We start from the raw sequence: 20,437 nt of genomic DNA, 5'->3' as shown, positions 1-20,437 counted from the left end.
GTCTTTGGGTTCACTATGAGCGAAGAAGCAACAAATTCTGATCCAGCAGACTTGAGTATTGATTTGGATACTGGCGCTGTCTGTTTAGTCGTGTTGGCCCGTTTTCATAATATTGCGGCGTCGGTCGAGCAGTTGCGTTACCAACTGAATTCTTCAGTTCAGCTGTTAAGTCAATCTGATTTGCTCTTGGCTGCTCGAAAATTAGGGCTTAAGTCCAAGCTAGTGGAAACAACGACCTCCCGCCTTAATCGTACTCCGCTGCCTGCTATTGCTACGGATCGTGATGGCTCTTTTTTTATTATTGCGAAGATTGATAACGGTAAGGTACTCATCAAGGATCCTTGCTGCAACGGGCCCGAGGTAATCAGTTTAGAACATCTGGAAACTCGTTGGACGGGGGGGCTGGTGTTGATGCGCTCCGGATCGGGAGTTCTGGGTGAGACTTCACGCTTTGATTTCACCTGGTTTATTCCGGCCATCGTCAAATACCGAAGGCTGCTGGGCGAAATCGTACTCGTCTCTTTTGTTCTGCAACTTTTTGCATTGGTGACACCCCTTTTCTTTCAGGTAGTGATGGACAAAGTACTGGTGCACCATGGTTTAACTACGTTAGATGTCATCGCCTCAGGTTTGCTGGCGGTGATGATCTTTGAGTCGGCGCTCAGTAGTTTACGAAGCTACATATTTGCCCATACCGCCAGCCGTATTGATGTGGAGCTTGGCTCACGCTTATTTCAACATTTAATCAATCTACCGTTGGCCTACTTTCAGGCGCGGCGGGTAGGTGACTCAATAGCGCGTGTGCGAGAGCTGGAAAATATCCGCAGCTTCCTCACTGGCAATGCCGTTACGTTACTGCTGGACGTCCTGTTTTCAGTGGTGTTCATCGTCGTGATGTTCTATTACAGCGGCTGGTTGACGTTAATCGTGCTTTTGTCATTACCGCTTTATATTTTGGTCTCGCTATTTATCACGCCAGTATTGAGATCGAGACTGCAAGACAGTTTTGCTCGAGGTGCCGAGAACCAGGCTTTTCTGGTGGAGGTCGTGAATGGTATTGATACCGTCAAGTCGATGGCTGTCGAACCGCAGGTGATGCGCAAGTGGGACAACCAGTTGGCGGCCTATGTTGCGGCGGGTTTCAAAACCCAAAACCTGTCCACTGTCGCAAATGAAAGTGTCTCCCTGATTGGCAAATTGGTCACTGTAGCGACGCTCTGGCTAGGCGCACAGTTAGTCATTGGCGGGCAGCTTTCGGTGGGTGAGTTGATCGCCTTTAACATGCTTGCCGGTCGGGTATCGCAACCGATTATGCGCATGGCGCAGTTATGGACGAGCTTCCAGCAGACAGGTGTTTCGGTTCAGCGCTTGGGCGATATTCTCAATACCCCCACCGAGTTGGCCAAAGGCACGCGCAGTACGCTGCCGCCGCTTAAGGGCCGAATAGAGTTCGACCAAGTGCATTTCCGGTATCGCACCGATGGCTCGGAAGTTTTGCGCGGGGTGAGCCTGCGTATCGAGGCCGGTGAAGTCATTGGTGTAGTCGGCCGGTCTGGCTCTGGAAAAAGTACATTGACCCGCCTTTTGCAACGGCTGTACGTCCCTGAGCGTGGCCGGGTATTGGTCGATGGCATGGATTTGGCGCTGGCGGATGTTTCATCGCTACGCCGACAGATTGGGGTGGTGTTGCAGGACAGCATGCTGTTTAACCGCAGCATTCGCGAAAACATTGCACTGACTGACCCCGCGGCTCCCCTTGAGTCTGTGATCGATGCCGCTCAAATGGCGGGAGCTCATGAGTTCATTCTGGAGTTGCCAGAAGGCTACGACACCGTCGTTGGAGAACACGGAGCTTCGCTATCCGGCGGGCAGCGCCAGCGTGTGGCTATCGCTCGAGCATTGATAGGCAATCCGCGCATTCTCATCTTCGACGAAGCCACCAGCGCTCTGGATTACGAATCAGAGCGAATCATCCAGCAGAACATGCAAACCATTTGCCGAGGGCGCAGCGTGATCATCATCGCTCACCGTCTATCGGCCGTACGTGAAGCAAATCGCATCCTGGTTGTGGATCGAGGGCAAATCGTTGAACAGGGCTCACATTCCGAACTGCTCGCCCAACAAGCGGAGCATTACTGTCGCTTGCACCGTATGCAGCAAGGCTGAGCCATCAAGACACGAGACAACAATGTTCACTACTGACCTCTCTATGTGAGGCAGGGATGAAAAATATTTTGACTCAAGGAGCGATCTTCTCATGAGCGCAAGTCTTGAACTATTGCACCGATATCGCGATTCCTGGCGCCAGTGCTGGCGTCAGCGCAAGCAGATGGACGCGCCTGAGCGCTTGCCACATGAAGTCCAGTTTTTACCGGCAGCTTTGGAACTCCAGGATAAGCCTGTACACCCGGCGCCTCGCGTTTTTATCTGGGGCATCATGGCGTTCGCCGTACTCGTAGTGCTGTGGGCTTCAATCGGCAAAATAGAAGTGGTAGCCATCGCCTCAGGCAAGATTGTGCCCAGCGGTAAAACCAAACTGATTCAGTCCAGTGAAACGGCTGTGGTCAAAGCCATCCATGTCAGTGATGGCCAGACTGTCAGGATGGGGGAGTTGCTTGTCGAGCTAGATCCGACTTCCGCGGATGCAGACATCAAGCTCATCCAGAGCGATCTTCTTGCTGCGCGAATTGACAGTGCGCGTGGCAAAGCAATGCTGGATGCAATCAATCACCAGCAAGACCCTGAGTCCTTGATCGGTGCCATCCAGCATGCCAATCCTGAGCAAGTGCTTTCGGCACAGCGCTGGCTCCAGGGGCAGTATCAGGAGTACCGCAGCAGCCTGGAGTTGGTTGATGCGGAAATCCTTCAGCGTACGGCCGAAATCCAGGCCGCTCGGGCACAGGTGTCGAATCTGCTGAAAACGCTGCCGATAGCCACACAGTTGGCGGAGGATTATCAGCGCTTGCTGAACCAGCAATACGTGGCTCGTCACGAATACCTAGAGAAAGAGCAGGCTCGGCTGGATCTGCAGCGTCACTTGAGGGTGCAGCAGGCTAGCGTGCTGCAATTCTCTGCGGCTCAAACAGAAGCTCGACGTCGCCGTGAAGGCGTCATCGCCCAGACACGCAGAGCCATGCTCGATTTGCAGCAACAGGCGGATCAAAAAGTGGCCCGACTGGTTCAGGAGCTTGCCAAGGCTCGCTATCAGGAATCGCTAACACTTCTTAACGCCCCGGTGGCTGGCACTGTCCAGCAACTGGCGATTCACACCGTTGGTGGAGTGGTGACCGCTGCCCAGCCACTGATGGTAATCGTTCCCGATAATCAACCGGTTGAGGTTGAGGCTTTCCTGGAAAACAAAGATGTCGGTTTTGTCCGGGCTGGGCAGCCCGTCACGGTGAAGGTGGAGACATTTACCTTTACCAAATATGGGACGGTGGATGGCGAAGTTATCAGTATTTCCAGTGATGCAATCGAGGATGAAAAGAAAGGACTTGTCTACAGCAGTCGGATACGACTGAAAAACGATCACTTATTAGTGAATGGCAAAAAAGTGTCCTTGTCCCCCGGTATGTCGGTGACGGCTGAAGTCAAGACAGATCAACGTCGAGTGATTGAGTATTTTTTGAGTCCATTGCAGCAATATGCGAATGAAAGCTTGAGAGAGCGCTGAGTTTTTATCGTGCAGTAGGGGCTTTTGCTAGCCCAACGGTTTGCTGTGATGTTTTTTGGTTTTATATGAGTTTCTTAATTCACCAAGTTTTTTGGAAGTGTTTTAATGCTTGAAAAATATGCAGCTATGGTGGGCTTGGTAATTTTGAGTTTCTTGTTCTGTGGGGCTGCTTTTGCAATCTGTAAGGTTTCGTCTGAAGCAATGGTTGCTTATCCTTTTCAGACTGAGTTGACTGAAGAGGAGTGCCATTTTGTCGCTTACAAACAAGACGGCAAGATAGAAGTGGTTGTTGAATATCCCGAGATGAAAATTGTAGAGGCTAAAGCAGGCTCCGATAAAGGGCTGATGACTCTTCAGTTTTGGTATCTCCCAATACCGGAAGATGGAGTAGACCGCACTGTCATTGATGTTCCACTTCTCGATGCAGGTCCCATTACAAGTTTCAGGATCGGAAGAACTCGGGTCAGCACATTTTTGGGGAGCGACGGCCGAGAGGTTTATGTTAATGAACATGAAACTGTTAACAGCGTGGCGCGTAAATTCGCCATCAACATGCAAGGTGCTTATCAATACTCGGTGGAGCATGCGGATATAAGAGGCATGGACGATTTTGCCTTGGGCTTTTTAAAAAAATGATGGGCGGAAATTTGGCTGTCAAGTAGGCGTCTCATAATAATTTATACAGTGGTGTGATCCTACAATCGGCAAGAGATTATCGGAAGGAGCCTACAAAATTGTCGGAAGCCTGATGAGTGATTTATAACTGATTGCGACTAGGCTAGTAAGTATTGAAATTGATCTGTTTGGCGGTTGAATTCTTGATGTGGGTTTCGAATCCGTCACCCGTTATAAAATGATGGCTCTGTTTGGTTGGCTAAATTTTGTTTGAAGCACAAAGGAGCGCTCTCATGACACGGGAGAAGTGTTTGTTGTTTCTAGTCGGAGTGATGTTTTTTTATTGTTACTCCATAGGTGTTTCTTTAGCTGAAGATATGGTTTGTGGAAAGTTGAATGGGCATGTGATCAAAGTGTCACGTAAATACAGTGCGTTTTGGCCGGAATACGAAGGTAAAAGTTCTTGGGAGAACGGCTTTATCCATAACAAAAAAGGCTGTGATGCAAGTCTAGTGTCGTTGCAGATGGTCATGACTTGGCCGGAGATGATGCCCGCAAATCATACGACTTACTTTGTGCAAGCACTGGAGTTTGAAGGGCTTGGTGTTAAGTTGGAGCCACTTCGTAGACCAAATAATGATATGCGTTATGCACTTGATTTTTTTCTTTGGAGAACACCTGCGCAATGGAAAGAACATGTGCGTTTTGATGAGGATCTTGGCCTGCTTTATGTAGACGGAAACGATAGGGTTTTTACCGAAAGTTTAAATAGGTATTACTGGCTGGAGAGTGGTGGCGAGATTTCTATTGTATTCGAATGCCTTTGGTTGGCTAGGGAGAATAGGCTCTATACCTGTGAAGGAAGGTATGTATTAGAAGAAATTGGTGCGTTGGTTAGCGTCGATTTCACTCCGGAGAAAATGAAGGCGTGGAGAGAGATTGTCGGCGCTGTAAGAGCATTTGTATTATCTAAAGTCAAGAATTAAGGAGTGTTGCTGTGACGCAGACATTAACTAGCGCTGACCTGGACCATGCTCGGAGTCTTTTGGATTCGCAAGGTCCCGGTTCTATGTATGATTTTTTATCAGCTAAAGGTTACAAATATGCAACCTTGGCGAATGGTGTAGCTAAAGGTAACTCTGTTGCAGGCGAGGTGGCCATTAATTTTATGAAGCTTACTGCTTCTGAAATGGGGGTGCCAATGTCGCCGGAAGGCATAGATAAAATTCGACTTGAGATGGCTGGCGCTTATATTAATAAGTTACTGGATAAGCTTCAGCAGAATAACGGGGTGTTGTCTTCTGATATAAATTACGGAGAGGCTTGGGGTTTTCATACCGATGTTTTTAAAAAAAATGGCCTGCCGGCTGACGCCTGGACATTGAACTCGGTGTTGTCAATCATGAGTGAACGCAGCCGCGAGGGGTATTGGCAAGCTGCACTCGACGCAGCAGGGAGTCTACCAGCCGAGTTGAGCCTGGCAGCCCGAACGGATGTATTGATGTCAACAGCAAGTTCTGCCGGTACAGAACAAAACAGAATACTGGCAAAAAACTGGATTGATCGGGTCGACTCTCCTTCGGGTACATTGACTTTTTTAACCAGTGTTGCGAGCCAACTTGGAAACGCTGCAACTGGGCTCTTTGGTCCGCCTGTAGAAACGGCTGCCGGCGCGCCACCTATCAACCACATCAACATCCAAATCACCCCCGACCCAAAGCCCCAACAAAAAATCCCCAACGAAGACCAGGCCCGTGAAGACGTAACCAACGGCTTCACTCAAAACGCCCCTACCCATCGCGTGTTCTTCAACGACCAAACCCTGAACAAAACCGATTTCACATCCGTCCAGCTTGGCAGTCTGGCAACTGGCGGTATTCGTCCCGGCGAAATTCAGCTTGATCCTAACGTTCGTCCAAGCGACTACTTGTCGCAGTTCTACCACCATCGCCCCTCAGGTAAGGCGCCGGATTTCAGTTTGCGCAATGCAGTGACATTGAACGGATTGGCAGCGCTGACCACCGTGAACACGTACGTCGATCCGTTGCTATTGGACCTGACTGGCGATGGCGTGCAAATGACGCCGATCAGCGACGGTGTGTTGTTCGATACAGACCATAGCGGGACACTCAAGCGCAGCGGTTGGGCAGACCGAGCTACCGGGATGTTGGTGATCGACGATGGCAGCGGGCAAATCAAGGATGTCAGCCAGATGTTTTCCGAGTACTTCCGGGGCACTTCGGGGGGCAACGGTCTGGCGGGCCAGGCGTTGTATAAAGAAGGTTTTGCGGCGCTGGCCAGTGTCGACAGCAACGCTGATCAAGTGATTGATCAGCGTGATGACATATGGAGCCAGTTGCGGGTTTGGGTCGATGCGTCTCACGACGGCAAAAGCGATGCGGGCGAACTCAAGACTTTAGCTGAGCTCGGCATCACTCAGATCAACGTCACGGCTACACCGGTCAGTGGTGATATTCGCCAGGGTAACAGCGTGGTTGCGCGCGGTTCCTTTGTGATCAATGGCGAGACTCGTGAAGCCCTGGCGGTCAACTTCCTGGGGGACACGGTCAGCAGCACGCTGACGGCGGAAGGTAATGGCAGCAAAGTAGTGTCGACCACTGGCACTACCACCACTACCGCTTACGCGAGTAGCAGCACCGCCGATGAAACCCTCGATGCGGGCCAACTGGGCGTCACTAACCTGTACGCCGGTAGCGGCAATGACACCTTGACCGCTGCGTCAACGGGCAGTTGGTTGGTGGGTGGTGCGGGTAGCAACATTTATAACGGCGGAGTGGGTGACGATGTGTTTGTCATTAGCTCTTCCGACAGACCTCAAAATATCCATGGCAACGGTGGACGCGACACGGCGATTATCGTCGGCGATGAGGGCGTTGCGCTGAACATGGCTCAGGCCGGGTTGACCATTGCTCAAGGTGGTCGGGGTCATGACTATCTAATCAGCGGTGGTCAGTCCGGGGTTTTTATAAAAGGCGGTTTTGGAGGCGCGACATTAGTGGGCGGTGGCGGCAACGATGTATTGGTGGGTGGCGCAGGCCGCAACACCATTATCGGAGGAAGTGGTAAGGCACTCATTTACGCGGGGCCCAAGGGCGATGCGATCATGGCGTCGGCCGGTGGCAGCATCATTCACGCCGGGGCCGGCATGGATCGGATTTATGGTGGCGCGGGTCATGATGTGATCGAGGCCGGCCACGGTAACGCGGTCATTGACGGTGGTGGGGGAATCAATCTGGTGACGCTGCATGGTAGGTACGGCGATTACACGATCAGTCCAACCGACTTGGGTTACACCGTAACCGACAAGGTCACTGGGCGTGACGGCACCCTGACCCTGAGCAATATCCAGAAGCTGAACTTCGCAGATATTTCGGCGGTGGACCTCCAACAACCCAATGCGATGCCAGTGGCGGATGCATTACGGGTCAATCTGGCCGGAAATGAATTTGATCGTGCTCAGCCTCACCTGATTTCGGCAGCAAGCGTGCTTGCAAACGATCAGCGTCTCAACAGCAAAGGCAACTTGCGTATTGCTTCTGTTGTCGACGCGATTGGCGGTAGTGTGAGTCTCACTGAACAGGGTGATGTGCTATTTACCCCCGATCCGCGTTTCACCGGAATTTTCAGTTTTAAGTATGGCCTGGTGGATGAGGCCGGTAACCCGGCGACCTCGGTTGTGGACTTGAAGACCGGCGAACTGGCGCCCATGTGTGCGACCGTCACACTGCTCACCCCAGATGTCCCGAGTGACCCGCTGGCTGCACAAGAGTGGTACTTGAACGACATTGATGTGCTGCCGGTCTGGAAGGACTACACCGGCAAGGGCGTACGCATCGGCCAATTCGAACCGGGTGGAGAGTTCTCTACCGCTCCGGAAATTTTCGATATCCAGCACCCCGATTTAGCACCGAATGTCGACCAGGTCTGGTTGCGGACTCAACACACAGATCAGACCCTGCCGGCCTTGGTATCGAATCACGCCACGATGGTCGCGGGTGTCATGGTGGCGGCAAAAAATACGCTGGGCGGGGTCGGAATTGCCCACGAGGCAACACTGGGCGGCCATTACTTGGCCAACAGCGGTGAAGACCTGACAGGCATGGGCAAGATGCTCGGCTATGACATTGCCAATCACAGTTGGGGGTTCACCAAGGACTTTGCCTTAAGCAATCTGCAAGGAGGGCAAATCAACACGGCAAGTGCGTTGATCAGTAACGCACGCTATGCCGCGAGCAATGGCCGAGGCGGCCTCGGAACGTTAATCGTCACCTCGGGCGGGAACAAACGTGGGACTGGCGGTAGTTCTCAAGGCTCGCTGATCAACAACAACCGCTTTTCGATCCAGGTCAGTGCGCTCAATTCGCAGGCGGATCTGTCAACGTTGGAGGTGGGCTCGACACCTTTCTCCAATCCCGGCGTGAGTCTGCTGGTTTCGGCTCCGGGCAATAACGTCTGGTCCACCAGTTACAAGCTGGAAACCGAACGTGGCTCTACGTTTGGCAATGATTACAGCGCGATGCAAGGCACCAGTTTCGCTGCACCGATTGTCTCCGGTGTGATCGCTCTGATGTTGCAAGCTAACCCCAATCTGGGCTACCGCGACGTGCAGCAAATACTCGCTATGTCTGCGCGGAGTGTGGAGGACTCGTCCACACAGTGGAGCGATAACGGTGCTCGTAACTGGAATGGTGGGGGGATGCACGCCAGCCACGACTATGGTTTCGGCAAAGTGGACGCGCGGGCTGCCGTGCGCTTGGCTGAGAGTTGGATGACGCAAAGTACCGGCGCGAATGAAAAGTCTCTCACTGCATCGAGTGGTGCGCTTGAACAGGCCGTTGCTTCAGGGAAGCTAATCGCGCCAAAACTGGCGATACAGGGTGAATTGAACATCGAACACGTGGAAGTCGATGTTGACGCTCAGGTCGGACGGTTAGGCGATCTGGTCGTCAAATTGATTTCACCCAATGGCACCCAAAGCGTGTTGCTTGACCGGGTAGGCAAGATCCCGGTGGCCGCGACAGGAGCTAACGAAGCGGACGTCGGCAGCATTCAGTCGGGTGAATTTAAATACACCTTTATGTCGACCCATGACTGGGGTGAACGCTCGGCTGGGGACTGGACATTGCAGGTGATTAATACTGCCAACGGCCTGCCGGTCACGCTCAACAGTTGGTCGCTTCGACTCTATGGTGCCGAGGCTACGAGCGACGATAGCTATTTCTATACTAATGAGTTTGTCGATGCGGCTAAACGACAGAATGCGCGCACAGTTCTCGACGATGGGCTTAATGGCACACCGGGCGGGCGCAATACGATTAATGCCGCAGCCGTTAGCGCCGATGTCTCGATTGATCTGAGTACAGGCACGGCATCCATCGGGGGCGTCGGCTTGACAGTGAAGAGTCCCGGCACGATTCAGAACCTGCTCAGTGGTGACGGTAATGACTGGCTGGTGGCCGGTCCGTCGGACAGCTTACTTAACGGTGGTCGTGGGAAAAATACCTTGGTTGGGGGCGCAGGCAAGGACCTTTTCGTCGTTCACCGGCGTAGTGGTGGAATCGACACAGTCGTCAATTTTGATCCCGTTCGCGGTGAAGTGATCAACCTGGTCGGTTTCAAGGGTAAACAGTTCGGTGATCTACAGCTCAACCAGCAAGAGGCAGGTGTCATTGTTGAACTGGGTGAAGGGCAAACCCTTTTACTGAAAAATCAGTTAGCCGCTGATGTAAAGTCGAGCCAGTTCAAGTTCCAGGATACGTTCGTTGCTCCAGTCTTTCTCAGTGAAATCTCTGCCGGTGAAAAGACTACCGTTACCCTTGAGATATCACGCGATGCTCCGGGCACAGTGACCCTGAAAGGAGGTGCTGGAGGCGTCAGTTACTCAACTGATGCCTACGGACAGTTGATCGCCTCATTGACGGGGAAGGTGTATAGCCACGATAACGAAGCGTCCAATGTATTTGTCGTTGCGAAGCAGGAAGGTGTGTCGAATTACAACAATGCGATGCGGGGATTTCGCCAAGGTGTCGACAAGATAGACTTGAGTCAGACTGGCATCACCGATTTCAGCGCGTTGACGATCAGTAAGCAAAACCGGGCGACGATCAATGGCATTTCACTGGTACACGGTGTGGAGGTTAGCGCGGGAGTATCAGGCGCTGGCCCCGAGATCAAATTGCTGTACCTGGATGCGCTCGAAGCTTCACAGTTAAAGGCGACGGACTTTATATTTGCTTCCCCCAGCTCGCTGGCCGAAGTGAATCCGGGGTCGGTATTGGTACCAATTGCTGAAAACCTGGAAAACGACCTATCGTCCGTAAGCGTGCATGAGCGGAGCCTGAGTCCCGAGCGCGTTACCCGGTTTGTACCGTCGCTCGAAATGGACCTTCGGCCATCTTCTATAGAGAGAGGTAGCGAAATTAAACTTCGCCTGAGTCCAGTTATCGACAGAGTGCCTTTCCGGTTGGACGACTACTTTTCAAAGCGTGATGAGAGTTCTTTTAAACCCGTCATATTTGAAGCGGTCGATAGGACAATCCCAACTGAGCTGAGCTCTTTTGACCGGGACCGACCATCGATGTCGTCGATTGAAGATCGGATTCTTTCGGCTGGTAGATTACTGGACACCCTTACAATGCCAACCATGCGGGCGGCAGGGGATCACAGTCGCACTGCTTTCATGCAGCAATATGACGCTGATCGTTTGGTTCAGGCGATGGCGACATTCGCTCCGACAAATTCGGCAGCATTGTCGTTCATGCAGATGGAGCCAAAGTCAGTGCATCCCGTATTAACGGCGAGTGTTGGCTAAGTACCCACCTTGATTTCGTCGAGAACCGGAACCAAGCCGCCTTTGCTCCTTAAGATGCAACATCGAAGGAGTGAGGTCTTCGACGGCTTATTTCCTGGCGGGATACTCCCGATGCATCTGTTCCAGCAACGCATCCTTGTCCTGCCACAACTGGTTGATCCAGCCCTGAAACTGCAGGCGGTATTCGCCGTCCTGGTCATAGTTCTTGCCAATGAATTGCGGCGGAATCTTCAGCTCTTCAAAGTGCACCACCACGTCCGCAACGTTCCCGCACAGCAAGTCCCAGAAACCCGGGCGGCCGGCGGGGTAGTGGATGGTCACGTTGACCAGGGATTCAAGCTGCTCGCCCATCGCATCCAGTACAAAGGCAATGCCGCCGGCCTTGGCCTTGAGCAGGTACTTGAAGGGTGACTGTTGTTGCTTGTGCTTGCCCTCGGTAAAGCGCGTGCCTTCGACGAAGTTGAAAATGCCCACCGGGTTGTTGCGGAATTTCGCACAGGTCTTGCGGGTGGTTTCCAGGTCCTTGCCTTTCTTCTCCGGGTGTTTCTCCAGATAGGCCTTGGAGTAGCGCTTCATGAACGGAAAGCCCAACGCCCACCAAGCCAGACCGATCACCGGGACCCAGATCAGCGCCTGCTTGAGAAAGAACTTCAGCGGCTGAATGCGCCGGTTGAGCACGTATTGCAGCACCAGAATGTCGACCCAGCTCTGGTGGTTGCTGGTGATCAGGTACGAGTGCTGATAGTCGAGGCCTTGCAGGCCGCTGATGTGCCAGCGCGTGCGGCGCACCAGATTCATCCAGCCTTTGTTGAGGCTGATCCAGGCTTCGTGGGTATGACTCATCAGCCAGCCCGCGAGACGCTGGGTGAAGGCGAACGGCAATACCTTGACCAGCGCCACGCAGAACAGAAACGAGCAGAGCAAAATCGTGTTCAGCGCCAACAGCAGCGAGGCGATCACGCCCCGCAGCGCAGCGGGTAGAAAATCCAGCATTTACACATCCATAGGTCGGTTGGCTGCCTGGATCGCGGTCAACGCGATTGTGTAGACGATGTCATCGACCTGCGCGCCGCGCGGCAAATCGTTCACCGGTTTGCGCAGGCCTTGCAGCATCGGCCCGAGGCTGACGCAGTCGGCACTGCGTTGCACGGCCTTGTGGGTGGTGTTGCCGGTGTTGAGGTCGGGGAACACGTACACCGTGGCACGACCGGCGACCTGACTGTTCGGCGCCAGTTGCCGGGCGACGTCTTCGTTGGCGGCGGCGTCGTATTGCAAGGGGCCGTCGATCAGCAGCGAGTGCTGTTGTTCGTGGGCGAGCAGGGTCGCCTCGCGGACCTTCTCGACTTCTTCGCCGCTGGCGGATTCACCGCTGGAGTAGCTGATCATCGCTACCCGTGGCGTGATGCCGAAGGCGGCGGCCGAGTCAGCGCTTTGCAGGGCGATCTCGGCCAGTTCGCTGGCACTTGGGTGCGGGTTCATCACGCAGTCGCCATAAACCAGCACCTCTTCCGGAAACAGCATGAAGAACACCGACGACACCAGGGTGCAGCCAGGCGCGGTTTTAATCAGTTGCAGGGCCGGGCGGATGGTGTTGGCGGTGGTGTTGATCACGCCCGACACGAGGCCGTCGACTTCATCCAGGGCCAGCATCATGGTGCCGATCACCACAGTGTCTTCCAGTTGTTGCTCGGCCATCGGCGCGTTGAGGCTTTTGCTTTTGCGCAGCGCGACCATTGGCTCGACATAACGCTCGCGGATCAAGTCCGGATCAATGATTTCCAGGCCTGGCGGCAGTTCGATGCCCTGGGCGCGGGCGACGGCCTGCACGTCTTCGGGCTTGGCCAGCAACACACAGCGAGCGATGCCACGGGCCTGGCAGATCGCGGCAGCCTGTACGGTAAACGGCTCGCTGCCTTCGGGCAACACGATGCGCTTGTTGGCCGCCTGGGCGCGCTGGATCAATTGATAGCGGAAAACTGCTGGCGACAGGCGCATCTCCCGCGGCGTACCGCAACGCTGATGCAACCAGTTGGCATCGAGGTGGCTGGCGATGAAATCGGTGATGATTTCGGCGCGCTCGCGGTCATCGATGGGAATTTCCTTGTTCAGGCCATTGAGCAGGTTGGCGGTGTCGTAGGAGCCGGTACTCACCGACAGCACCGGCAACCCGGCCTGCAGGGCGCCGCGGCACAGGTCCATGATGCGTGGGTCGGGCAGGGTGTCGCTGGTCAGCAGCAGGCCGGCCAGCGGTACGCCGTTCAAGGCCGCGAGGCTGACGGCGAGGATGATGTCATCGCGGTCGCCGGGGGTTACCACCAGCACGCCGGGCTTGAGCAACTCCACGGTGTTGCGCATGGTGCGGGCGCAAATGATGATCTTGGTCATGCGCCGGGTTTCGTAATCACCGGCGTTGAGCACTTGCGCGCCCATCAGGTCGGCGACGTCGCGGGTGCGCGGGGCGTTCAGTTCCGGCTGGAACGGAATGCAGCCGAGCAAACGGAAATCCCCACTGCGCAGCAACGGCGAATGTTCCTTCAGGCGCGTGGCGAAGGCCTCCATACTTTCCTCGGTCTTGACCTTGTTGAGGATCACACCAAGGACTTTCGGGTCTTTCGGGCCGCCGAACAATTGCGCCTGCAACTCGACGCGACCGGAGAGCTCGGTCAGCACTTCGTTTTCCGGTGCCGAGACCAGGATCACCTCGGCGTCGAGGCTCTTGGCCAGATGCAGGTTGACCCGCGCGGCATAACTGGCGCTGCGGGTCGGCACCATGCCTTCGACGATCAGCACGTCCTTGCCGATGGCCGCCTGCTGATAAAGGACGATGATTTCTTCGAGCAACTCATCGAGCTGACCGTCGCCGAGCATGCGCTCGACATGGGCCAGGCCCAAGGGCTGGGGTGGTTTCAAGCCGTGGGTACGCGCCACCAGTTCGGTGGAACGTTCCGGGCCCGTGTCGCCCGGATGCGGCTGGGCAATCGGTTTGAAAAAGCCGACCTTGAGGCCGGCGCGCTCAAGAGTACGCACCAGCCCGAGGCTGATGGAGGTCAGACCCACACCAAAATCGGTGGGCGCGATAAAAAAAGTTTGCATGCGGATTCTCTGGAGGTGCATGGCAAAGGTGAACGCCTATAACTGGCGATCTACCGAAATTCAGTCGCCAAGGTTATCGCTAACCGAGCCTTGTGCGCACCAACCACAATCAAAGGGTTGGCCTATTTTTTCCTGGCGCTGCGCAGGGTCCATGACCCAGGCGCGCGATTGCCAGGGTGGCTGGTGCCGCAGGTGTTGGGTGTGGCCGCAGGAAAGCTCGGCCACCCAGTGTCCGTCCTCGTCCTGGTGGAAGCCTGTGATCGTCGAGTCCCGTCTGTCCGTGTTGTGTTCGCTTTCGGACGATTGCTTCGCTAAACTTGGCCTTTCAATCTTCTTATGCAAAAGGTCTCGCCCCATGCTGATCGCCGCCAATAAGGCTGTCTCCATCGACTATACCCTGACCAACGACGCTGGTGAGGTCATCGACAGCTCCGCCGGCGGCGCGCCGCTGGTCTACCTGCAAGGCGCAGGCAACATCATCCCGGGCCTGGAAAAGGCTCTGGAAGGCAAGGCTGTCGGCGACGAGCTGACTGTAGCCGTTGAGCCGGAAGACGCTTACGGCGAATACGCTGCCGAACTGGTCAGCACCCTGAGCCGCAGCATGTTCGAAGGCGTCGACGAGCTGGAAGTGGGCATGCAGTTCCACGCTTCCGCTCCGGACGGCCAGATGCAGATCGTGACCATCCGTGATCTGGACGGCGACGACGTGACCGTTGACGGCAACCACCCGTTGGCCGGTCAGCGCCTGAATTTCCAGGTCAAGATCGTTGCCATTCGTGACGCCAGCCAGGAAGAAATCGCTCATGGCCACGTCCATGGCGAAGGTGGCCATCACCACTGATTTCTGCGCTAAGCTCAGATAGCTGGAGAGGCGCCCCGAGGGCGCCTTTTTAGTCTGCGGCTGTCCCTGACGACACCGCCAAGTGGCTGTTTCGAAAAGAACACGGGAATCTGGAGTACGCCATGAGTGCTTTTCACGACCTTAAATTGACAGCCCTGGATGGACAGGAGCTACCTCTGGCGCCTTTCAAAGGCCAAGTCGTGCTGGTGGTCAACGTCGCCTCCAAATGCGGCTTGACCCCGCAGTACGCGGCGCTGGAAAACCTCTACCAGCAATACAAGGCCAAAGGCTTCAGCGTGTTGGGCTTGCCGTGCAACCAGTTTGCCGGGCAGGAACCGGGGACCGAGCAGCAGATCAAGGATTTCTGCAGCCTCAACTATGGCGTGACCTTCCCGTTGTCCAGCAAGCTGGAAGTCAACGGGCATGACCGTCATCAGTTGTACCGCTTGCTGGCGGGCGAGGGTGCGGAATTTCCCGGCGACATCACCTGGAACTTCGAGAAGTTCCTGCTGGGCAAGGACGGCCGCGTGCTGGCGCGGTTCTCGCCACGTACGGCGCCGGATGATCCGACCATCGTTCACGCGATTGAAAAAGCGCTGAGCTGATCCCCCCCCCTGTAGGAGCGAGCTTGCTCGCGATGGTCGTCAACGATAACGCTGCAAGCCTGATACGGCGCGGCGTTCTCCAGTCCATCGCGAGCGAGCTCGCTCCTACAATATTCCCTATCTTTTGATCCTTAATCACTGCAATCAATAATGCTGTTCAATGCGTTGGACTCTCCATATTATCGCCGTCATAAAGTCATTCTTCCGTGGAGCGTCCCATGCCCGTCAAAGCCCTGTTCAAACCGTTCCACCTCGGCACCCTCGAACTGCCGACCCGCGTCGTCATGGCGCCGATGACCCGCTCCTTTTCCCCGGGCGGCGTGCCTGATTCCAAAGTGATCGAATACTACCGTCGCCGCGCCGCTGCGGGCGTCGGCCTGATCGTCACCGAAGGCACCACCGTCGGTCACAAGGCGTCCAACGGCTACCCGAACGTTCCGCATTTCTACGGTGAAGCGGCCCTGGCCGGCTGGAAGAAAGTCGTCGATGCCGTTCACGCCGAAGGCGGCAAGATCGTTCCACAGTTGTGGCATGTGGGCAGCGTACGTCGTATCGGCACCGAGCCGGACGCCAGCGTGCCGGGTTATGGCCCGTCGGAAAAAGTGAAGGAAGGTCAGGTCGTGGTGCACGGCATGACCAAGCAAGACATCCAGGACGTGATCGCCGCGTTCGCCCAGGCCGCCAAGGATGCCCAGAGCATCGGCATGGACGGCGTGGAAATCCACGGTGCCCACGGTTACTTGATCGACCAGTTCTTCTGGGAAGGCAGCAACCAGCGTACCGACGAGTACGGCGGCAGCCTGGCCAACCGTTCGCGCTTCGCCATTGAATTGATTCAGGCCGTGCGTGCCGCAGTCGGTGAAGGTTTCCCGATCATCTTCCGTTTCTCCCAGTGGAAGCAGCAGGACTACACCGCACGCCTGGTGCAAACCCCGGAAGCCTTGGGCGAGTTTCTCAAGCCGCTGGCGGATGCGGGCGTGGATATTTTCCACTGCTCGACCCGCCGTTTCTGGGAGCCGGAGTTCGACGGTTCCGAGTTGAATCTGGCCGGCTGGACCCGTCAACTCACCGGCAAGCCGACCATCACCGTAGGCAGCGTCGGCCTGGATGGCGAGTTCCTGCAGTTCATGGTCAACACCGACAAGGTCGCACAGCCCGCCAGCCTGGAAAAACTGCTGGAGCGCCTGAACAACGACGAGTTTGACCTGGTAGCGGTCGGTCGTGCGTTGCTGGTGGACCCGGACTGGGCGCAGAAAGTGCGCGACGGCCGTGAGGAAGACATTCTGCCGTTCAGCCGTGAGGCGTTGATGACGCTGGTTTAAGCAGCGACCGGGAAGGCCTCATCGCGAGCAAGCTCGCTCCCACATTGATCGATGGTGACCACAAATCCTGTGACCACCGAAGAACTACTGTGGGAGCGAGCTTGCTCGCGATGGCGGACTTCAAATCACCGAAGATTCAGGGCACAGTCGGTGCATTCGGCACCACCATCTCCCCCGCACATGCCCCGCGCAACTGTCCCTCGAACTGCTCGATAATCGTCGCCCAACCCTGGCGACTGGCATGCTGGCGCGCATTGAGCCGCACATTGCGCAAGGCTTCCCTTTCCTCCAGCAGCCATGCCGCTGCATCGCAGAACGCTTCTTCATCTCCCGGCATCGCCAGCACGCCGTTGTAGCCATGACGAATATGCTGGGCGGCTGCCGCCTGGTCGTAGGCCACCACGCCGAGCCCCGAGGCAAGTGCTTCAAGCACTACATTGCCAAAGGTTTCGGTCAGGCTCGGAAACAAAAACACGTCGCCCGAAGCGTAGTGACACGCCAGGGCTTCACCCCGTTGGGTACCACAGAAAATCGCCTCGGGGATTTCGTTTTCCAGTTCCTGGCGCTGCGGGCCATCGCCGACAACGATCAGTTTCAGGATGCGCTGGGGATAACTCGCCTTGAGGGTATTGAAGGTACGCTTGAGCAGGCCGAGGTTTTTTTCCGGGGCCAGGCGTCCGACATGAATGACGGCGATGTCTGCCTCGGCCAGTCCCCATTGCTCGCGCAGGGCATTCAAGCGTTTGGCCGGGTGAAACAATTCGCTGTCGACCCCTCGGGACAGCAACGCCAGTCGTTCGAAATGACGTCGCTCCAGTTCCATGCGCTGACTGACGCTGGGCACCAGGGTCATGGTCGAGCGGTTGTGGAACCAGCGCAGGTAGTGAGTCAGCAGGCGCGTGAGCAAACCAAGCCCGTACTGGTTGGAGTATTGCTGGAAATTGGTGTGAAAACCGCTGACCACGGAAATCCCCAGTCGCCGTGCCGCACGCAATGCAGAGAGGCCCAGCGGGCCCTCGGTGGCGATGTAGAGCACATCCGGGCGATGACGCGTCCAGCGCCGCAGCAGCTTGTGCATCGACGACTGACCCCATTGCAGGCCGGGATAACCCGGTAGCGGCCAGCCGCGGCATAGCAGCAGTTCATCGTCGCTGCCCAGCTGTTGGTCGCAGCCCTGACGCGGTCGCACCAGTTCCACCTGATGCCCGCGTGCGCGCAAACCGTCGCACAAGTGCCCCAGGGTATTGGCCACGCCGTTGATTTCCGGAGGGAAGGTTTCGGTGATCAGGGTGATATGCAGAGCTGTCGTCATGACCCCAGTGTCGGCTGGGGGCATGTCGTCAGTGTGACGTCTGGATGATGGATTTGTGACTGCGGTACCGGAGCTGATGGCTCAGCGCTGCGCCACCAGGTTTTCCGCGCCGCGCTCACGCACCCAGAACAGCGTTGCCCCGGCCACGGCGGCCGGCATCATCAGGATGTTGACCACCGGGATCAGCAGCACCAGGTAGACGATGCCGCCGAAGCTCATGCTTTGCCAGCGCTTCTGTCGCAGCCAGGCGAGCATTTCGTTCCAGCCCAGTTTGTGGTTGTCCGCCGGGTAGTCGATGTACTGGATCGCCATCATCCATACCCCGAACAACAGCCACAGCGGCGCGGCGATGATGTTCACCACCGGGATGAACGAGAGGATGAACAGCCCGATAGCCCGGGGCAGGAAGTAGCCGAGCTTGCGCATTTCCCGGGCCAGGGTGCGCGGGATCATCGCAATCAGTTCGCCCCAGCTGAAGGTCGGGAAGTCGTCGGTGCCGCGCACCACCACCTCGACTTTCTCCGCCAGGAAGCCGTTGAATGGCGCGGCAATGACGTTGGCGAGCATGGTGAAGGTGAAGAACACCATCAGCACGACGAGCACCACGAACAGCGGCCAGAGGATGTAGCTGAGAAAACTCAGCCAGTCGGGCAGGGACGGCATCAGCGTATCGACCCACAAGCTGAATTGATGGCCGGCCAGGTAGATCAATCCGACGAACAGCACCAGGTTGATCGCCAGCGGCAACAACACGAACAAACGCAGGCTGGGGCTCAGCACCAGCTTGAGGCCTTCGCGCAGGTATTGCGGGCCGGACAGAACGGGGGCAGGCATGATGTGCTCCGAGCAAAGGGAAAACGCGCCGACCTTACCGGCTTTGCTTCATGTGCGAAAGCGCGGCAGTGGTATCGACATTCACTGTAACAAAGACGTCGATATCGTCGGTCAGATGGCATAGAGACCACCTATGAGCTGGATTGTTAATCCGTATTTCCTTAATCTTCGCCCCCTCGATACGCTGCACCCAATCTTTTTACAGGACGGTCGGGTTCAAGCCTTCCCCAAGTGCTTTCAACCGTTCTTTTTTATTCCAGCCGGCAATCCGGCGTTCCGCGCCAGGTGTTCCGGGCCGGTCAACAGGAGCAGGTCATGTCTGAAGTCCGTCATTCGCGAGTGATTATTCTCGGTTCCGGCCCTGCCGGTTACAGCGCCGCGGTCTATGCCGCCCGTGCCAACCTCAAGCCACTGCTGATCACCGGCATGCAGGCTGGCGGTCAACTGACCACCACCACCGAAGTCGACAACTGGCCGGGCGACGTCCACGGCCTGACCGGCCCGGCGCTGATGGAGCGGATGCGCGAGCACGCCGAGCGTTTCGAAACCGAGATCGTTTTCGATCACATCAATGCCGTGGACTTCGCCGCCAAGCCGTACACCCTGACCGGCGACAGCGCGACTTACACCTGCGACGCCCTGATCATCGCCACCGGCGCCAGCGCTCGTTACCTGGGCCTGCCATCGGAAGAAACGTTCATGGGCAAGGGCGTTTCGGCCTGCGCGACCTGCGACGGTTTCTTCTACCGCAACAAGCCGGTTGCCGTGGTCGGCGGCGGCAACACCGCTGTTGAAGAGGCCCTGTACCTGGCCAACATCGCCAGCAAGGTGACCTTGATCCACCGTCGCGAGACTTTCCGCGCCGAGAAGATCCTGATCGACAAGCTGAATGCCCGTGTTGCCGAAGGCAAGATCGAGCTGAAGCTGAACGCGACCCTGGACGAAGTGCTGGGCGACAACATGGGTGTGACCGGTGCGCGCCTGAAGAACAACGACGGCAGCTTCGACGAAGTGAAAGTCGACGGCGTGTTCATCGCCATCGGCCACACCCCGAACACTTCGCTGTTCGAAGGCCAGTTGACCCTGAAAGACGGCTACCTGGTTGTGCAGGGCGGCCGTGACGGCAACGCCACCGCCACCAGCCTCGAAGGCATCTTCGCCGCCGGTGACGTGGCTGACCACGTTTACCGTCAGGCCATCACCTCCGCTGGCGCCGGTTGCATGGCGGCACTGGATGCCGAGCGTTACCTCGACGATCTGCAGAACGCTTGATTCTGCTGTTGTTGAAATAAGAAAACCGGCTTCGGCCG

Annotated in this window: 14 protein-coding genes; 9 read left to right on the top strand and 5 right to left on the bottom strand. The window is 56.2% G+C overall.

Going from position 1 to position 20,437, the window contains the following annotated elements; translation table 11 throughout:
• The first annotated feature begins 15 nt into the window (after window positions 1-15).
• From AC1DKH_RS09045 to AC1DKH_RS09025, 5 genes are all read left to right on the top strand, one after another.
• A complete protein-coding gene (locus tag AC1DKH_RS09045) occupies window positions 16-2,166 on the top strand; it encodes a type I secretion system permease/ATPase (RefSeq protein WP_477797994.1) in 2,151 nt (716 codons plus the stop codon).
• A 91-nt stretch (window positions 2,167-2,257) separates the two neighbouring features.
• On the top strand, window positions 2,258-3,673 hold the full coding sequence (locus tag AC1DKH_RS09040; RefSeq protein ID WP_477797993.1) for an HlyD family type I secretion periplasmic adaptor subunit: 1,416 nt from the start codon (window positions 2,258-2,260) through the stop codon (window positions 3,671-3,673).
• Window positions 3,674-3,778: 105 nt separating this feature from the next.
• Window positions 3,779-4,309 carry a hypothetical protein gene (locus tag AC1DKH_RS09035; RefSeq protein WP_477797992.1) on the top strand — a complete coding sequence of 177 codons (531 nt, stop codon included), beginning with the start codon at window positions 3,779-3,781 and terminating at the stop codon, window positions 4,307-4,309.
• 272 nt (window positions 4,310-4,581) lie between these two features.
• Complete coding sequence (locus tag AC1DKH_RS09030; protein WP_477797991.1) at window positions 4,582-5,274, top strand: hypothetical protein; 693 nt, start codon at window positions 4,582-4,584, stop codon at window positions 5,272-5,274.
• An 83-nt stretch (window positions 5,275-5,357) separates the two neighbouring features.
• Window positions 5,358-11,120, top strand: coding sequence for a S8 family serine peptidase (locus AC1DKH_RS09025; protein ID WP_477797990.1), 5,763 nt, complete (start codon window positions 5,358-5,360; stop codon window positions 11,118-11,120).
• Window positions 11,121-11,207: 87 nt separating this feature from the next.
• Here the strand turns inward: AC1DKH_RS09025 and AC1DKH_RS09020 are convergent, their stop codons facing one another.
• The 3 genes from AC1DKH_RS09020 to AC1DKH_RS09010 are packed head-to-tail and all read right to left on the bottom strand — an operon-like array spanning window position 11,208 to window position 14,600.
• On the bottom strand, window positions 11,208-12,113 hold the full coding sequence (locus AC1DKH_RS09020) for an acyltransferase (protein WP_477797989.1): 906 nt from the start codon (window positions 12,111-12,113) through the stop codon (window positions 11,208-11,210).
• Window positions 12,114-14,213, bottom strand: a complete 2,100-nt coding sequence (gene pta, locus AC1DKH_RS09015) for a phosphate acetyltransferase (protein ID WP_477797988.1) — start codon at window positions 14,211-14,213, stop codon at window positions 12,114-12,116.
• A 60-nt stretch (window positions 14,214-14,273) separates the two neighbouring features.
• On the bottom strand, window positions 14,274-14,600 hold the full coding sequence (locus AC1DKH_RS09010) for a DUF3565 domain-containing protein (protein ID WP_477755365.1): 327 nt from the start codon (window positions 14,598-14,600) through the stop codon (window positions 14,274-14,276).
• Here AC1DKH_RS09010 and AC1DKH_RS09005 point away from each other — a divergent pair.
• The 3 genes from AC1DKH_RS09005 to AC1DKH_RS08995 all read left to right on the top strand — a co-directional run bounded on the left by AC1DKH_RS09005 (window position 14,569) and on the right by AC1DKH_RS08995 (window position 16,981).
• On the top strand, window positions 14,569-15,054 hold the full coding sequence (locus AC1DKH_RS09005; protein ID WP_007942189.1) for an FKBP-type peptidyl-prolyl cis-trans isomerase: 486 nt from the start codon (window positions 14,569-14,571) through the stop codon (window positions 15,052-15,054). The two genes, AC1DKH_RS09010 and AC1DKH_RS09005, sit on opposite strands and share 32 nt — an antisense overlap.
• A 122-nt stretch (window positions 15,055-15,176) precedes the next feature.
• Window positions 15,177-15,659, top strand: a complete 483-nt coding sequence (locus AC1DKH_RS09000; protein WP_108218223.1) for a glutathione peroxidase — start codon at window positions 15,177-15,179, stop codon at window positions 15,657-15,659.
• Window positions 15,660-15,877: 218 nt separating this feature from the next.
• Window positions 15,878-16,981: an NADH:flavin oxidoreductase gene (locus tag AC1DKH_RS08995; protein WP_477788200.1), complete on the top strand. Its 1,104-nt coding sequence runs from the start codon at window positions 15,878-15,880 to the stop codon at window positions 16,979-16,981.
• 136 nt (window positions 16,982-17,117) lie between these two features.
• Here the strand turns inward: AC1DKH_RS08995 and AC1DKH_RS08990 are convergent, their stop codons facing one another.
• Both AC1DKH_RS08990 and cysZ read right to left on the bottom strand, forming a co-directional pair.
• Window positions 17,118-18,317 carry a glycosyltransferase family 4 protein gene (locus tag AC1DKH_RS08990; protein WP_477755367.1) on the bottom strand — a complete coding sequence of 400 codons (1,200 nt, stop codon included), beginning with the start codon at window positions 18,315-18,317 and terminating at the stop codon, window positions 17,118-17,120.
• A gap of 57 nt (window positions 18,318-18,374) precedes the next feature.
• A complete protein-coding gene (gene cysZ / locus AC1DKH_RS08985; protein WP_477760007.1) occupies window positions 18,375-19,127 on the bottom strand; it encodes a sulfate transporter CysZ in 753 nt (250 codons plus the stop codon).
• Between the two features lie 315 nt (window positions 19,128-19,442).
• Between cysZ and trxB the strand changes: the two genes are divergently transcribed.
• Window positions 19,443-20,399, top strand: coding sequence for a thioredoxin-disulfide reductase (gene trxB / locus AC1DKH_RS08980; RefSeq protein WP_160387065.1), 957 nt, complete (start codon window positions 19,443-19,445; stop codon window positions 20,397-20,399).
• Window positions 20,400-20,437: the final 38 nt, after the last annotated feature.

The organism is Pseudomonas sp. 05L36 (assembly GCF_056398125.1).
The sequence above is the reverse complement of the archived record's forward strand: the minus strand, read 5'-3'. Positions and strand labels throughout refer to the sequence as shown.

Excerpts from the sequence above, each read along its gene's own strand:
- AC1DKH_RS09045 (WP_477797994.1), top strand. The coding sequence starts at position 16 with ATGAGCGAAGAAGCAACAAATTCTGATCCAGCAGACTTGAGTATTGAT.
- AC1DKH_RS09040 (WP_477797993.1), top strand. The coding sequence starts at position 2,258 with ATGAGCGCAAGTCTTGAACTATTGCACCGATATCGCGATTCCTGGCGC.
- AC1DKH_RS09035 (WP_477797992.1), top strand. The coding sequence starts at position 3,779 with ATGCTTGAAAAATATGCAGCTATGGTGGGCTTGGTAATTTTGAGTTTC.
- AC1DKH_RS09030 (WP_477797991.1), top strand. The coding sequence starts at position 4,582 with ATGACACGGGAGAAGTGTTTGTTGTTTCTAGTCGGAGTGATGTTTTTT.
- AC1DKH_RS09025 (WP_477797990.1), top strand. The coding sequence starts at position 5,358 with ATGTATGATTTTTTATCAGCTAAAGGTTACAAATATGCAACCTTGGCG.
- AC1DKH_RS09020 (WP_477797989.1), bottom strand. The coding sequence starts at position 12,113 with ATGCTGGATTTTCTACCCGCTGCGCTGCGGGGCGTGATCGCCTCGCTG.
- pta (WP_477797988.1), bottom strand. The coding sequence starts at position 14,213 with ATGCAAACTTTTTTTATCGCGCCCACCGATTTTGGTGTGGGTCTGACC.
- AC1DKH_RS09005 (WP_007942189.1), top strand. The coding sequence starts at position 14,569 with ATGCTGATCGCCGCCAATAAGGCTGTCTCCATCGACTATACCCTGACC.
- AC1DKH_RS09010 (WP_477755365.1), bottom strand. The coding sequence starts at position 14,600 with ATGGAGACAGCCTTATTGGCGGCGATCAGCATGGGGCGAGACCTTTTG.
- AC1DKH_RS09000 (WP_108218223.1), top strand. The coding sequence starts at position 15,177 with ATGAGTGCTTTTCACGACCTTAAATTGACAGCCCTGGATGGACAGGAG.
- AC1DKH_RS08995 (WP_477788200.1), top strand. The coding sequence starts at position 15,878 with ATGCCCGTCAAAGCCCTGTTCAAACCGTTCCACCTCGGCACCCTCGAA.
- AC1DKH_RS08990 (WP_477755367.1), bottom strand. The coding sequence starts at position 18,317 with ATGCCCCCAGCCGACACTGGGGTCATGACGACAGCTCTGCATATCACC.
- cysZ (WP_477760007.1), bottom strand. The coding sequence starts at position 19,127 with ATGCCTGCCCCCGTTCTGTCCGGCCCGCAATACCTGCGCGAAGGCCTC.
- trxB (WP_160387065.1), top strand. The coding sequence starts at position 19,443 with ATGTCTGAAGTCCGTCATTCGCGAGTGATTATTCTCGGTTCCGGCCCT.